The sequence below is a fragment of the Pseudomonas sp. S1_G07 genome, from assembly GCF_054668565.1.
On record NZ_CP162778.1, the window covers coordinates 2,827,992 to 2,843,271 of the forward strand.

Annotated in this window: 12 protein-coding genes; 7 read left to right on the forward strand and 5 right to left on the reverse strand. The window is 60.9% G+C overall.

What is annotated here, in order from left to right:
• Positions 1-369: 369 nt before the first annotated feature.
• Positions 370-2,043 carry a DEAD/DEAH box helicase gene (locus AB4O05_RS13020; RefSeq protein WP_460137155.1) on the forward strand — a complete coding sequence of 558 codons (1,674 nt, stop codon included), beginning with the start codon at positions 370-372 and terminating at the stop codon, positions 2,041-2,043.
• An 86-nt stretch (positions 2,044-2,129) separates the two neighbouring features.
• Here the strand turns inward: AB4O05_RS13020 and AB4O05_RS13025 are convergent, their stop codons facing one another.
• On the reverse strand, positions 2,130-2,897 hold the full coding sequence (locus AB4O05_RS13025; protein WP_460137154.1) for a DODA-type extradiol aromatic ring-opening family dioxygenase: 768 nt from the start codon (positions 2,895-2,897) through the stop codon (positions 2,130-2,132).
• 104 nt (positions 2,898-3,001) lie between these two features.
• Here AB4O05_RS13025 and AB4O05_RS13030 point away from each other — a divergent pair, with 104 nt between their 5' ends.
• Positions 3,002-3,658, forward strand: coding sequence for a thiopurine S-methyltransferase (locus AB4O05_RS13030; RefSeq protein WP_460137153.1), 657 nt, complete (start codon positions 3,002-3,004; stop codon positions 3,656-3,658).
• 55 nt (positions 3,659-3,713) lie between these two features.
• Here AB4O05_RS13030 and htpX read toward each other — a convergent pair whose 3' ends face one another.
• Positions 3,714-4,601, reverse strand: coding sequence for a protease HtpX (gene htpX, locus AB4O05_RS13035; RefSeq protein ID WP_460137152.1), 888 nt, complete (start codon positions 4,599-4,601; stop codon positions 3,714-3,716).
• Between the two features lie 304 nt (positions 4,602-4,905).
• On the reverse strand, positions 4,906-6,117 hold the full coding sequence (locus AB4O05_RS13040; protein ID WP_012723006.1) for a pyridoxal phosphate-dependent aminotransferase: 1,212 nt from the start codon (positions 6,115-6,117) through the stop codon (positions 4,906-4,908).
• Positions 6,118-6,319: 202 nt separating this feature from the next.
• Here AB4O05_RS13040 and msrB point away from each other — a divergent pair, with 202 nt between their 5' ends.
• The 3 genes from msrB (at position 6,320) to AB4O05_RS13055 (ending at position 7,813) form a co-directional block, all read left to right on the forward strand.
• The gene (gene msrB, locus AB4O05_RS13045) at positions 6,320-6,712 is read left to right on the forward strand and encodes a peptide-methionine (R)-S-oxide reductase MsrB (protein ID WP_460137151.1); all 393 of its coding nucleotides are present in this window, start codon (positions 6,320-6,322) and stop codon (positions 6,710-6,712) included.
• Between the two features lie 127 nt (positions 6,713-6,839).
• Entirely contained in the window at positions 6,840-7,325 is a 486-nt protein-coding gene (locus tag AB4O05_RS13050; RefSeq protein ID WP_460137150.1) for a glutathione peroxidase, read from the forward strand.
• Positions 7,322-7,813 carry a MarR family winged helix-turn-helix transcriptional regulator gene (locus tag AB4O05_RS13055; protein WP_460137149.1) on the forward strand — a complete coding sequence of 164 codons (492 nt, stop codon included), beginning with the start codon at positions 7,322-7,324 and terminating at the stop codon, positions 7,811-7,813. The genes AB4O05_RS13050 and AB4O05_RS13055 overlap by 4 nt, the downstream gene beginning before the upstream one ends.
• On the opposite strand, the gene AB4O05_RS13060 is transcribed toward AB4O05_RS13055, so the two are convergent.
• Positions 7,767-10,076, reverse strand: coding sequence for a response regulator (locus AB4O05_RS13060; protein WP_460137148.1), 2,310 nt, complete (start codon positions 10,074-10,076; stop codon positions 7,767-7,769). The genes AB4O05_RS13055 and AB4O05_RS13060 overlap by 47 nt on opposite strands.
• Before the next feature lie 163 nt (positions 10,077-10,239).
• On the opposite strand from AB4O05_RS13060, the gene AB4O05_RS13065 reads away from it, so the two are divergent.
• Positions 10,240-11,130 carry an ATP-binding protein gene (locus AB4O05_RS13065; RefSeq protein WP_460137147.1) on the forward strand — a complete coding sequence of 297 codons (891 nt, stop codon included), beginning with the start codon at positions 10,240-10,242 and terminating at the stop codon, positions 11,128-11,130.
• Positions 11,127-11,609: a GAF domain-containing protein gene (locus AB4O05_RS13070; RefSeq protein ID WP_460137146.1), complete on the forward strand. Its 483-nt coding sequence runs from the start codon at positions 11,127-11,129 to the stop codon at positions 11,607-11,609. The genes AB4O05_RS13065 and AB4O05_RS13070 overlap by 4 nt, the downstream gene beginning before the upstream one ends.
• A gap of 31 nt (positions 11,610-11,640) precedes the next feature.
• Here the strand turns inward: AB4O05_RS13070 and AB4O05_RS13075 are convergent, their stop codons facing one another.
• Entirely contained in the window at positions 11,641-15,276 is a 3,636-nt protein-coding gene (locus AB4O05_RS13075; protein WP_460137145.1) for a transporter substrate-binding domain-containing protein, read from the reverse strand.
• Between the last annotated feature and the right edge of the window lie 4 nt (positions 15,277-15,280).

The following is a 15,280-nucleotide window of genomic DNA, read 5'->3' on the forward strand; positions in this document are numbered from 1 at the left end:
GAGTGAATCGTTTAAGCGTCAAGACCAACAGGGCCGGGCCTCTGAAAAATAGACCCTGGCGCGGTTCTCTGCAAAGACTGTGATACAGCGCGGTTTATCGGCGACTGGCGATAAAAAAAGCTCCCTTTTTCAGCTATTTCCGGTATAGTGCGCGCCGGCCTTTAACCGGGCCGCGTTTAGGTAGCGCAATTTCCCGAAGTCAGCTTCGGCTGCACGTCCGCACAGCGGACTCTCCCTTGACGAATCTTTTTCATTCATTCGTTTTCGCAAATCCCCGCCGACAAAGCAGCCAGGGCGACTCTTGAGTCTCAACACGGCATGCGCAGCTTTGGAGCATGGGTCTTTGCGGATGCACTTAGAGGCAGACCCATGACCCAGGAAACCGGCGGCTTCGCCGCTTTTAATCTTAACCCGAATATTCTTGCAGCCGTCGCAGCGACCGGCTACGAAGAGCCTTCGGCTATTCAGCAGCAATCGATCCCGATCATCATGGCCGGCCAGGATATGATTGGCCAGGCGCAAACCGGTACCGGTAAAACCGCCGCGTTCGCCTTGCCTATCCTGCACTGCATCGATCCTGCCAAGCGCGAACCGCAAGCCCTGATCCTGGCGCCAACGCGTGAGTTGGCGCTGCAAGTAGCAACCGCTTTTGAAACCTACGCCAAGCAAATGCCAGGCGTTACGGTCGTGGCCGTTTACGGCGGCGCGCCGATGGGCCCGCAACTGAAAGCCATCCGTAACGGCGCACAGATCGTTGTCGCCACTCCGGGCCGTCTGTGCGACCACCTGCGTCGTGACGAGAAAGTCCTGTCGACCGTGAACCACCTGGTTCTGGACGAAGCTGACGAAATGTTGAAGCTGGGCTTCATGGATGACCTGGAAGTCATCTTCAAGGCACTGCCTCCGACCCGTCAGACCGTGCTGTTCTCGGCCACCCTGCCACAGTCGATCCGTGCCATTGCCGAACGCCACTTGCGCGATCCGCAACACGTGAAGATCCAGACCAAGACCCAGACCGTTACCGCGATCGAACAGGCTCACCTGTTGGTTCACGCTGACCAGAAGACCTCGGCTGTATTGAGCCTGCTGGAAGTCGAAGATTTCGACGCCCTGATCATGTTCGTGCGCACCAAGCAAGCGACCCTGGACCTGGCCAGTGCCCTGGAAGCCAAAGGCTACAAAGCCGCTGCGCTGAACGGTGACATTGCCCAGAACCAACGTGAGCGCGTCATCGACTCCCTCAAGGATGGCCGTCTGGATATCGTTGTGGCGACCGACGTAGCTGCCCGTGGCCTCGACGTTCCGCGTATCACCCACGTGTTCAACGTTGACATGCCTTACGATCCAGAATCCTACGTTCACCGTATCGGCCGTACCGGCCGTGCCGGTCGCGAAGGTCGTGCACTGCTGCTGGTGACTCCGCGTGAGCGCCGCATGCTGCAAGTGATCGAGCGTGTAACCGGCCAGAAAGTCGCTGAAGTCCGCCTGCCGGATGCCCAGGCCGTTCTCGATGCCCGCATCAAGAAACTGACCAACAGCCTGGCACCCCTGGTGGCTGACGCTGAATCGACCCACGGCGAACTGCTCGACCGCCTGACCGCCGATATCGGTTGCACCCCGCGTGCTCTTGCCGCAGCCCTGCTGCGCAAAGCCACCAACGGTCAGGCCCTGACCCTGGCGGCCATCGAGAAAGAACGTCCACTGGTGCCGAACAGCGCGCCACGCGGTGATCGTCCAGAGCGTACCGGCGACCGTCCAGACCGTGGTGATCGTGAGCGTCGTGCTCCGGTTCCATTGGCTGAAGGTCGTGCTCGTTGCCGTACCGCGCTGGGCGCGCGTGACGGTATCGCGGCCAAGAACCTGTTGGGCGCTATCCTCAACGAGGGTGGCCTGGCACGCGAAGCGATCGGTCGTATCCAGGTCCGTGACAGCTTCTCCCTGGTGGAGTTGCCGGAAGACGGTCTGGAAAAACTGCTGACCAAGCTGAAAGACACGCGCGTTGCCGGTAAGCAGTTGAAGCTGCGTCGCTACCGCGAAGATTGATCCGCCCTTGGGCTGATTGATCGCACATAAAAAATCCCCGACTGGTTCGGGGATTTTTTTTGCCTGGCGCCCGTGGGCAGGTGGCGTTAGCCGAAGCGGTAGATGTCCATGCCCAGCGCGCCCATGGTGAAGCCCTGGTGGGCGACGCTGAACTCACCGCCGGCGCCGCGCGCGAAGTACAGCGGCAACAGATGTTCGTCGCTCGGGTGGCTGCGCACGGCGTGAGGTGCCTGACGGCGATAGTCATGTAACGCAGCCTCATCGTTGGCGGCGAGTTTATCGACCATCCAGTCGCGGAAGTCACGTGCCCACGGCTCAATGCTCTCGGGCCCGGCGCTCCAGTCCAGTTCCCCCAGGTTATGGGTGATGCTGCCGGAGCCGATCAGCAGCACGCCGTGTTCGCGCAGGCTCGCCAAGGCATGCCCGACTCGGGTCTGCAGGGCAGGGCCCATGCGGCTGGGCAGGGAAACCTGCACCACCGGGATATCCGCCGCCGGATACATCAGCGACAACGGCACCCAGGTACCGTGGTCGAAGGGGCGCTGGTCGTCGATTCGCGCTGCCAGGCCATCAGCCTGTAACAGTTCGACAACCTTGCTCGCCAGTTGCGGCTCGCCCGGAGCGGGGTACTGCACGGCAAACAGCTCGCGGGGGAAGCCGCCAAAGTCGTGCCAGGTGTCGGGCGCGGCACCGCCGCTGACCAGCAATTCATGGCTTTCCCAGTGCGCCGACACCACCACAATCGCCTTGGGCCGTGGTATTTGCGCCGCCAAACGCTGCAGCGCCGGGCCACTGGCGCCGGGGTGCAGGGCGAGCATGGGTGAACCGTGGGAAATAAACAGGCTGGGGAGCATAAGTGGGGTCCTGAGCGTTAACATGGGCCCATCTTCAATCAGATCATTAATCTAAATCTAATATAAGTTTTAGCGCTATTTGATCGAATTTCCGGAGGTGACCCATGGAGCCTGACTTTTGGCACAAACGCTGGGCGGATAATCAGATCGGCTTTCACTTGCCCGAGGTCAACCCTGGCCTGCAACGGCACTGGCCTCGACTGGCGGTGGTCGAAGGGGCCAAGGTCCTGGTGCCGCTGTGTGGCAAAAGCCTGGACCTGATGTGGCTGGCCAGCCAGGGGTATCGCGTGCTTGGCGTGGAGTTGTCGGAGCAGGCGGTTGAAGCCTTCTTCGGTGAGCAGAACCTGACGCCGCGTATCAGCCAGCAGGGCGCGTTCAAGGTGTACCGGGCCGATAGGGTCGAAGTGTGGTGCGGGGATTTCTTTGCCCTCGGCGCTGACGCCGTGGCCGATTGCACGGCGCTTTATGATCGCGCTGCGTTGATCGCGTTGCCGCCGCTGATGCGCGCGCAATACGCCGAACACCTCGGGCACCTGCTCGGCGTGGGCTGCAAGGGCTTGCTGATCACCCTCGACTACGACCAAGTGCAAAAGGCCGGGCCGCCCTTCGCGGTAACGGACGACGAGGTCAAGGTATTGCTGGGGCCGCACTGGGCCTTGGCGCTACTCGAAGAGCGGGACATCCTGGGCGAGAGCGGGAAGTTCGCCCAGGACGGCGTCACGCGCCTGGAAGAGCGCGCCTACCAACTCACGCACCTATAACGCATAAGCCAAAAAAAGGGGCGATACAATCGCCCCTTCAGCTTGCTGAACGCTGTCAGCCGCGACGACGCAGCGCGTCGATACGCTCTTCCAGCGGCGGGTGGCTCATGAACATGCGAGCCAGGCCCTGCTTGATGCCGCCGTTGATCCCGAAGGCGGTCAGGCTGTCCGGCATGTGCACCGGCAGGCCCTGTTCGGAGCGCAAGCGCTGCAGCGCGCCGATCATTGCGCTGGTGCCTGCCAGGCGTGCGCCGGCTTCATCCGCGCGGAACTCCCGTTTGCGCGAGAACCACATCACGATTGCACTCGCCAGGAAACCCAGCACCACCTCTGCAAAGATCGTTGCCACGAAGTAGGCGATGCCGCGGCCCTCTTCGTTCTTGAAGATCACCTTGTCCACAAAGTTGCCGATGATTCGCGCAAAGAACATCACGAAGGTGTTCACCACGCCCTGCACCAGCGCGAGGGTCACCATGTCGCCATTGGCCACGTGGCCGATTTCGTGCGCGAGTACCGCCTTGACTTCATCGGGCGAAAAACGCTCGAGAAGGCCCTGGCTCACGGCCACCAGGGCGTCGTTCTTGTTCCAGCCCGTGGCAAAGGCATTGGCCTCGTAAGCAGGAAAGATCCCCACTTCGGGCATTTTGATACCCGCTTCCCGAGACAGCTGCTCCACGGTTTGCATCAGCCATTGTTCATGGCGAGTGCGTGGTTGCGTGATGATCTGGGTACTGGTGCTCATCTTCGCCATCCACTTGGAGATGAACAGCGAGAACAGCGAGCCGGCGAAACCAAAGACCGCACAGAAAATCAGCAGCTGATTGAGGTTCAGATCAACCCCGTTGGCCGCCATGAACCCGTTAAAGCCGAAAAGGCTCAGGGTGATGCTGGCAATCAGCACGACCGCCAGGTTAGTGGCCAAGAACAGCAGAATGCGCATCATGGTTGTAGAGTTCTCCTCATGCTTAATATGTCGCGTACTGCGGGGTATATAAGGTGCAGCCTGGGGTGATTCAACCGAGCGACTATTTCAAACTGTGTCCTACAGCATAAATGTAGAGTCTTGAAAGGATTTTCTGACATGTGCTGTCCTCTGCGAGCACCTTTCAAGGGTCTTTCCGTCCCGTAAACAAGGGGGCTGCTGGTTGTATCGGGGGCAAGCAGCGGGACGGCAAGGGTGAAGCGCAGAGAAGTGTTGCCAGATGCTCGCTGTACGACCGACTCCCGGTCGTACAGCACCGTTTCCACTACTGGCGATAGGACTTGAGGAAATTGCCGATACGACCAATGGCCATATCCAGGTCGTCCACACGCGGCAAGGTCACCACACGGAAGTGATCCGGCCACGGCCAGTTGAACGCCGTGCCCTGGACCACCAGCAGTTTTTCCGACAGCAGCAGGTCGAGCACGAACTTCTCGTCGTTGAGGATCGGGCAGACTTTCGGGTCGATCCGCGGGAAGGCGTACAGCGCACCCATGGGCTTGACGCAGCTCACGCCCGGAATCGCGTTGAGCAGTTCCCAGGTGCGGTTGCGCTGTTCCAGCAGGCGGCCCTGGGGCAAGATCAGGTCATTGATGCTCTGGTAGCCACCGAGAGCGGTCTGGATGGCATGCTGGCTCGGCACGTTGGCGCACAGGCGCATGTTGGCCAGCATGTCGATGCCTTCTATGTAGCTCTGGGCGTTGTGCTTGGGGCCGGAGATGGCGATCCAGCCGGAGCGGAAACCCGCCACCCGGTAGGACTTGGACAAACCGTTGAAGGTCAGGCACAGCAGGTCCGGCGCCAGCGAGCCGGTGCAGATGTGCACGGCATCGTCGTAGAGGATCTTGTCGTAGATCTCGTCGGAGAACACCACCAGGTTGTGCTGGCGCGCCAGTTCGAGCATGCCCAGCAACACTTCCTTGGAATAGACCGCGCCCGTGGGGTTGTTCGGGTTGATGATCACCAGCGCCTTGGTGTTCGGCGTGATCTTGGCCTTGATGTCGGCCAGGTCCGGGAACCAGTCGGCGCCTTCGTCGCACAGGTAATGCACCGGGTGGCCGCCGGCCAGGGTCACGGCTGCGGTCCACAATGGGTAGTCCGGCGCCGGCACCAGCACTTCGTCGCCGTTGTTGAGCAGCGCCTGCATGGACATCACGATCAGCTCGGACACGCCATTGCCCAGGTAGATGTCTTCAATGCCTACACCTTCCACCTGCTTCTGCTGGTAGTACTGCATCACCGCCTTGCGCGCGCTGAACAGGCCCTTGGAATCGCTGTAGCCCTGGGCGGTGGGCAGGTTGCGGATCACGTCCTGGAGGATTTCATCCGGCGCTTCGAAACCAAAGGGCGCCGGGTTGCCGATGTTCAGCTTGAGGATGCGATGGCCTTCCTCTTCCAGGCGCTTGGCGTGCTTGAGCACCGGGCCGCGAATGTCGTAGCAGACGTTGGCGAGCTTGTTCGATTTGCTGACCTGCATGGCGATGTGATCCTGAAAATGAACGATCCAGACGGCATGGGCACTACCGTACTGTGAATACTGCGAGGCCCGCACCCATAAATACGTTTGAATGCCGGTAGCGCGGGTGCCAGACTGGCGTATCGAAGAGGCGCAATCATACGTGCCACCTGATCCATGGAAAAGACACAGATCAGGGTTTTTCAGTTGCCGAGGTGTACCGATGGAAAAAGTGCAGAAAACCGTTGATGAATGGAAAGCCATGCTCGATCCAGCGCAATACAACGTATGCCGGCTGAAGGGCACCGAGCGACCCTTCAGCGGCAAGTACAACGACACCAAGACCGACGGCGTGTACCACTGCATTTGCTGCAATGAGCCGCTGTTCGATTCCACCGCCAAGTTTGACTCGGGCTGCGGCTGGCCCAGCTTCTACGAGCCGATCGCCGACAGCGCGATGATCGAGATCCGTGACGTCAGCCACGGCATGATCCGCACCGAGGTCACCTGTGCCAAATGCGACGCGCACCTGGGGCATGTGTTTCCGGACGGTCCACCGCCCACCGGCCTGCGTTACTGCATCAACTCGGTGTGCCTGGACTTGAAGGAGCGCTAGGCCGTTATCGCCCCTGGCAGCGTGCGGGGGCGATGTATGGCGAGGTATCAGTCTGCTCAATTCAATTGCACGCAATTGAATCGGTCGCTATGTTTCGGCTTCGTTCCCCCCTTATCGAGGCACTGCCATGAGTGACAACCTGCTGAGCATCCCTTGCACCACCATCAAGGGTGAGCAAAAGACCTTGGCCGATTTCGCCGGCAAGGCCGTGCTGGTGGTCAATACCGCCAGCAAATGCGGGTTCACCCCGCAGTACAAGGGCCTGGAACAACTCTGGCAGCAGTACAAGGATCAGGGCCTGGTGGTGCTCGGCTTCCCCTGCAACCAGTTCGGCAAGCAGGAGCCCGGTGACGAGGGGACGATCTCCGAATTCTGCGAACTGAATTTCGGCGTCAGCTTCCCACTGTTCAAGAAGATCGACGTCAACGGCAGCGATGCCCACCCCTTGTTCGTGCACTTGAAAAAACGGGCACCGGGACTGCTGGGCTCCAAGGGTATCAAGTGGAACTTCACCAAGTTCCTCATCGGCCGCGACGGCCAGGTGGTCAAGCGCTTCGGCCCGACGACCAAGCCGCAGGACCTGACCCAAGAGATCGAAGCCTTGCTCAAATGACCGACCTGCCCGCCGTCTCACTCGCCCTGGACCACCAGTTGTGTTTCAAGCTCTACGCCGCTTCACGGGCGGTGACCCGTGCCTACAAGCCGATGCTGGACCAACTGGGCCTGACCTACCCGCAATACCTGGTCATGCTGGTGCTGTGGGAATGGCACACGGCAACGCCGGCGCAACCCACGGTCAAGGCTTTGGGCGAGCGCCTGATGCTCGATTCGGGCACATTGACGCCACTGCTCAAACGCCTGGAACAGCTGTCGCTGGTCAGGCGCCAGCGTAGCGCCGAGGATGAGCGGGAAGTGCACCTGAGCCTGAGCGACGCCGGTGTGCGGTTGCGCGAGCGGACCCAGGGGTTGAAGGAACGGCTGTTGTGCGACAGCGGCATCGACCTGAACCAGGCGCACGCCCTGCGCGACGGGCTGGACCAGTTGCTCCGGCAGATCAAAGAGGTGTCGTCTTCGGCACCCACAGCTCCAGCAAGGCATTGAGCTCTTCGCGACGAAATGGCTTGGCCAGGTAATCGTTCATCCCTGCCGCACGGCACCGCTCGCGTTCTTCGGACAGGGCGTTGGCGGTCAAGGCGACAATCGGCAGGTCTGGCCAGCGCCCGCTGCGGCGGATCTGCCGGCTGGCCTCGTAGCCGTCCATCACTGGCATGTTGCAGTCCATCAGCACCATGTCGAAGTGTTGTTCTTCGAGGCATTTGAGTGCTTCGCCACCATGTGCGGCCACCACCACTTCACAGCCCAGCTTGCTGAGCATGCCCTTGGCCACCAGTTGGTTGACGGGGTTGTCCTCGACCAGCAGGATGCGCGCCCGGTGCGCAAGAGGGGCGGTATCCAGCTGGATAGGATCAAGCACCGGTTGCGCGTCGCTGCGCAAGTTGCGTTGCAATATCTGATACAGCGCGTTGCGGCTCAGAGGGCGTGCCTGTTGCTGCAATGGCGCCAGGGCCGCCACTTCTTCGCTGGGCATGAAGCTGCCGTAGGCGGTGACCAGCAGGATCGGCGCGGTAAGGCCCGGGCGCAGGCGGAACAGGCACTCCGGGCAGTCGGTGATCAACAGGTCGGGTTTTTGCCCGCTGAAGTCGTCATCGATGGTGTAGCAACGAGGCTTGAGGCCCCAGTGGGGCAGCAGGGTGGTGAGCAATTCTTGCAGGCCGCTGCTGTGGTGGGTGATGACAATCACGTCGCCCGCCAATGGCGGTGGTTGGGATGCAGGCAGGTGGCTTGGCAGCGGCAGCTCGGCGCAGAACTGGCTGCCAAAACCCACCTGCGAACTGATACTCAAGCGGCCGTGCATCGCTTCGCACAGGTTGCGGGTTAACGCCAGGCCCAGCCCCGTGCCGCCAAACTGGCGGGTGATCCCGGCGCCGGCCTGGGTGAACGGTTGGAAGATCCTGGCTTGCGCTTCCTGGGCAATACCGATCCCGGTGTCGCACACGGCGATACTGACTTGACCGTCACGCGTGCTGAGGCGCGCGTCTACACGACCGAAACGGGTGAACTTCAAGGCGTTGGACAGCAGGTTGCTGACGATCTGCCGCACCCGCGTCGGGTCTCCCAGCACCTGGGCCGGAAACAGCGGGTCGACCAGGCACGTCAGCTCGACACTCGGCGCGGCGTTCTGTGACAGCAGGTTGGCGGTGTCTTCCACCAGCGAGCCCAGGTCGAACGGAATGTGCTCCAGTTCCAACTGGCCGGCATCGAACTTGGACAGGTCGAGGATATCGTTGAGCAACTCCACCAGCACTTTGCCGGAGTCATGGGCAATGGATAGCTGCTGGCGCTGCTCGGCGTTCAGCGGGCTGTCCAGCGACAGCGCAATCATGCCCAGCAAACCATTGAGCGGCGTGCGGATTTCGTGGCTCATGTTGGCCAGGAACGCCGCCCGTGCCTGAGCCATGCCCAACGCGGTCATCTTCGCGGCCTCCAGCTCATCATTGGACTGGCTCAAGCGCTGGTTGCTGGCCTTGAGCTCAAGGGTGCGCGCCGAGACGATATCCTCCAGTTGCCCCAAGTATTCAGTCAGTCGGTCTTCGGCGTGACGACGTTGCTGGATTTCGGTCTGCATGTTCTCGAATTGCTGGTTGGCGACGTTGACCAGCACACCGATTTCATCGTGTTCGTGCCCCGGCGGGCAGTCCACGCGCGCCTGTTTGCGCGTGCTCAGCTCACGAATAATGCGCACCAGCGGCTGGGTCAGCATCACGTAGAACAGGCCCAGCAGGATGCCGGTCAGCAGCAGGCTGCGGACGAAACCGTTAAGCAGGGTGATCTCGGCACGACGCAGGAAACGGCTGCCGAAGGCGTAGGTGTCGACGTCAAGGCGCAGCACACCGAGGGATTCGCTGGGCATATGGCTCAGGAACAGGCGGTCTTCGAACTGGCGATTGGCGCCAAACATGAAGTCACTCAGGGGCCGATAGGTGCTTTCTTTGCGTGGGCGGTCGACATCGGCCAGCACCACGCCGTTATTGTCGATCAACTGCGCATGAATGATGGCGGGGGAGTGCAGCAGACCCAGAGCCAGTTCCTGGGCCAGTTCCGCATCGATGTTGTAGGCGATGCGTGAGGCGGGGTTATGGCTGATTTCAATCAACGAGCGAATTTCACGGTTGATGGATGCATCTTCGCTGGCATAATCAATGCCGATTTGGATCAAGCTGAGCAGGGTTCCCAAGACAAAACCGACCAGCACAGTCAATCTGGCTTGTTTGTAAGACAAGCGGTGGGCGAACTTGATATCCATCGAGTGTTGAACCACTTCACGTTTCCCTTCGCCCGGCAAGCATAGCTGAACATCCACAGGCTCTGACCTGCCCGGCATGAATCGTTTTATATGCAGCCTCGTGTGGTCTGCCGCAGGGTTGCCAATACGCCATCTTTTGCAAGAACTTGCCAGAGGAATAATCGTGGATTCTCGATTGAATGCCTTTCTTGAGCGCGCCGACGCAGTGCTCGCCCGCCTGGAGCCATTGTTGCCCGCGCCACGCCAGGCCATCGACTGGAACCAGTGCCTCGCGGCCCGTTGGCAGCGCGAAGGCCGCAGCGGCTATCTGTTGCCGCTGGAGGTGAGCCTGGACATGCGCCTGTCCGACCTGATCGGCGTGGACAAGCAACGCGAAACACTGGCGCGCAACACCCAACAGTTTATCGATGGCCTGCCCGCCAATCATGCCTTGCTGTGGGGGTCGCGTGGCACCGGTAAATCGTCCATGGTGCGTGCCTTGCTGGCCCAGCACGCCAAGGCCGGTTTACGCCTGATCGAAATCGAGCGCGACCACCTGGCCGACCTGCCGCGCGTGGTCGAGCAACTGCTCAAACTGCCGCAGCGCTTCATCCTGTTTTGTGACGACCTGTCGTTCGAGGCGGGCGAAGGCGACTACCGCGTACTCAAGAGCGTGCTGGACGGTTCCCTGGAGCAGGCGCCGGAAAACGTGCTGTTGTATGCCACGTCGAACCGCCGCCACCTGGTGCCGGAAAACCAGAGCGACAACGACAACTGGAAGCGCGTGGATGGCGAACTGCACCCCAGCGAAGCGGTGGAAGACAAGATTGCCCTGTCCGACCGCTTTGGCCTGTGGCTGTCGTTCTACCCGTTCACCCAGGAGCACTTCCTGGAGGTGGTGGCGCACTGGATCGGCGAACTGGCCGACAAGGCCGGCTTGCAGTGGCAGCGTGATGAAGCACTCGACATTCTCGCCGTGCGCTGGGCGACCGGGCGCGGCAACCGCAATGGCCGTTGCGCGTACCAATTTGCCCGTTACTGGGTAGGTCTCAAATTGCTGGAGCGTCAACCATGATCGATTTGCAACAGGCGGGCACTGGCCTGGATGGCTACGCCATGCTGTGCGCACAGCTGGAGTCGCTGTTGGCCGATGAACGCGACTTCATTGCCAACAGCGCACAGTTTTCCGCCTTCCTGTTCAACCAGCTGGACGACTTGAACTGGGCCGGCTTCTACCTCAATCGCAATGAAGAGCTGGTACTGGGCCCATTCCAAGGCCAGATCGCCTGTGTGCGCATTCCGTTCGGCCGCGGCGTGTGCGGTGCGGCCGCGGCGTCGCGGCAAACCCAGCGAGTCGAGGATGTGCACGCATTCCCCGGGCATATTGCCTGTGACAGCGCATCCAACAGTGAGCTGGTGGTGCCGCTGGTCAAGAACGGCCAATTGATTGGCGTCCTCGACCTCGACAGCCCGTCGCTGGCGCGCTTTACCCCAGGTGACCAGGCCGGCATCGAACAGCTGGCGGCGATTTTCCTGCGCCTGACGGACTGTTGAACCAAGGGTGGGGCAAGGCCAGCCCCGTTCCTTACGGGGCGGCCAGCTCCTGGAGCTGCACTTGCAGCATCCTCTCCAGCTCCAGCATCAGTTTTTCCAGGGCTTTCACGCCGGCTTCGATCTGTTGATCGCTTTCACTGCGGGCGCAGGCCTGCTCCAGGGCTTCGCACTGCGAGGCAAGCGAATGGGCCTGGACGATGCGCGCTGCGCCCTTGATCTTATGGGCCTGTTCGATAATGTCCTGGCGCGACGCCTGTGCCGCCACCAGCGCGAGCAGTTCCTGGCGATCCTGACGGCTGCTGCTCAATAACTCTTCCAGCAGGCGCCGGGTCATATGCGGATCGCCGCCGGTAAGGGCTTCGAAGTTGCCGAGGTCCAGCGCCGGGCTGTTGGGTTGGGGGCCGATCTTGGCCAGTTGTCGCTCCAGTGCCGTGAGGCTGATGGGCTTGAACAGGCAGTCGTTCATGCCCGCCTCGGCGCAGCGCTGTTTCTCCTCGGGTTGGGCATTGGCGGTAAAGCCCAGTACCACACAGGGGGGCAGGTGTTCGCGCTGCTCGTATTCGCGGATCGAGCGACTCAACTCGTAGCCATTCATGATGGGCATGTTGCAGTCGGCGATGACCAGGTCGAAGTGCTCCCGATGCCAGGCCTGAAAGCCGGCGGCACCGTTCTGGGCGGCGGTGTATTGGTGGCCCAGGTAGCCGAGCTGCTGGCACATCAATAGGCGGTTCGCCGGGTGATCGTCCACCACCAGCACATTGAGCACCGTGTTGCTCGCGGCGGCTTCGGACTTGAGTTCGTCCACGGCCAGCACCGCTTGCAGGCGCGTCATCTTCAGGCTGACATGCACTTGAGTGCCGACCATCGGCACGCTGTTCAGGCTCAGTTGCCCACCCATCATTGCGCACAGGCTGCGGCAGATCACCAGGCCCAGGCCCGCGCCGCTCCTGGCCAACTGCCCGGAGTTGTCGGCCTGGGCAAAAGGCTCGAACAGACGCTTCTGGTCGTCCCGGCTGATGCCGATGCCCGTGTCTTCCACCACCAGTCTCATCTCGACCTGTTGCGCCAGGTCGGTGGGTAATACCTCAACCTTGATTTTGACCTCGCCGCGCTCGGTGAATTTGATCGCATTGCTGACCAGGTTGGACAGCACCTGTTTGAAGCGCAGCGGGTCGATCAGCACATCAGTGTCATCCAGGTCGGGCTTGAATTCGAGCAGCAGGCTAAGGGTTTTCTGGCGTGCCAGGCCGTCGAACACGCGCACCACCGACTCGATGACTTCGCGCAGGTTGACGCGCTCCGGCGCCAGGCTCAGGCGGCCGGACTCAATGCGTGCAATGTCCAGGATATCGCCGATCAGCTCCAGCAGATCCTTGGCCGAGTTGTAGGCGACTTCAATGGCCGGGCGATCGAGATGGCCCTGGTCGGCCCGCTTGAGGGTCAGCTCCAGCATGCCGATCACCGCGTTCATCGGAGTGCGGATCTCATGGCTCATGGTGGCGAGGAACGTGCTCTTGGCCCGATTGGCTTCGTCGGCGCGCTCCTTGGCCGCGCGAAGTTCGTCGAACAATTGGCGTCGCTCGCTGATGTCGATCCAGCCACCGATAATGCCCTGTACCTCGCCGATGGAGTCGCGGTACGGCAGGATCCAATGGTAGATCGTCAATTTTTTTCCGCGAATATGCAGGGTACGGTCCAGGATCAGCGGGTTGCCCTCGGCCACCACACGCTGATAGTCGGCATGGTATTGCGCCGCCTCCGCGGCCGTGGCCGTGCTGATCTGCATCGCGTTTTTACCGATCACCTCTTCGCGCTTGACGTCGAACACCTGCAGGTAGCTGTCGTTGCAGCTCTGCAGCAGGCCCATGCGATCACGTACGTAGATGGGGTGCGGGGTTTCGTTGACCAGCGCGCGCATGAACTCGAACTGGTCATTGAGGGCGCGCTCGGCCATTTTGCGGTGTTTGATCTGGCGGCGCATGTAGGCGTTCCAGGTCAGCGAGATCAGCAACAGCAGCCCGGTGCCAATGATGATGCGGGCAATCAGGTCATGGTAATTGCGCCAGTAGCTGTCGGAGGCCGCGGTGTAACCGCGCCAGCGGCTGTTGATCACCCCTAGTTCATCCGGGGCGATGCTGAGCAGGGCCTTGTCGAGGATCGAGCTGAGTTCGGTCGTACTGCGTGAAGTCGCCAGCGAGAACGTGGCGGGCCTTGTGCCAATGCTGAAGCTGATTTGGATCTTGTCCTGGAACATTGGCGAAGACAGGAAGTAGTTGGCAACCACCAAGCTGTTCACCGCCCCCTCCACATGACCTTGCGCCAGCAGTTCGGTGGCCTTGAAGTTATCGCCTGTTTCGACCAGTTGGATCTTCGGGAAGTTATCGCGCAGGAATCTCGCCAGCGGGCTGCCTTGGGTGACCGCCAGGCGCTTGCCTTCCATCTCCCCAAGCCCGGTGGGGGCCTGCTGTTCCTTGCGCGTCAGCATGACGTAGGAGTTTTCCAGGTAGGGCCGGCTGAAGTCCAGTTGGGCTTCTCGCTCGACGCTGGGGATAATCGCGCCAATGATGTCGGCTTTACCAGCCTCGACTTGTTCGATCATCTTATTCACATCCCGCTCGCGCTGGATCTGAAAGCGTAAGCCGGTGCGCAGGCGAATCAGCTCCAGCAAGTCGGCGGTGATACCGCGGAAGTTGCCATCGGCATCAAAGAATGTCAGCGGTGCGAAGGTTTCGTTGACCACCACCTTGACCACCGGGTTGTCTCTGAGCCAACGCTCTTCGCGCGCTGTCAGTTGCAATTTCTGGTCGGTCAGCAGTATATCGCTGCCGGCGCTCCAGCGCTTGGTGATGGCGTCCCGTTCATTGGTGGGCACGGCCATCAGCACGGCGTCGACGAGGCTCGACAAAGTATGCTGGTGCTGGAGCATGGCAAAGCTGAAGCCATAGGCTTCATGTTTACCGAAGTTGGCCATGCGGACGTTTTTCAAGTATCCCTTGTTGATCATGTAATGGGTGGAGATGGTATCGCCGAGAAACACGTCGGCCTGATCGAATGCCACCGCATTCAAGGCATTTTGATACGAGGGATAGGTACGAATGATCGCCTTGGGGTAGAGCTTTTCCACTTCGTCCATGGGCAGGTAGTGGTAGACCAGGGCCAGGCGCATCCCCGCCAGGCCATCACTCAGGCTGCGGGTTTCCCCCTCGCGCGTAACCAGTACCGGTTGATCGACGGCATACGGCTCCGACAGGGTCAGGTTGGGGTTGGCCGCTTCGAAGCCATTGGAGGAGCCCAGCAGATCGATATGCCCTGTTTCGAGGGCGCGGATGGCGGCCTCTCGGGTGGGATAGCGCACTACCTTTACCGGCAAGGCCAGTGCCTTGGCCAGCAGGCCGGCGTAGTCAGCGGTGAGTCCTTCGTAGTCACGCCCGCTTGAGGTGAGGTCAAACGGAGGATAGTCAGGTGAGGCAGTGCCCAACACCAATTCGCGCTTGTTCTGCAGCCACTGACGTTGGGCCTTGTTCAGCGAGAGTTCCAGTTGTACGGGGCGTGCGCGACTCAGTAGGGTGAAATTTTCCGGGCCCGTTTGAAGGTCTGCGGGCACTGCGGTGCTGAAGCACAACCCGGCACTTAATATAATCAGATAATCCTTTATATGCCTGGGCATCCGC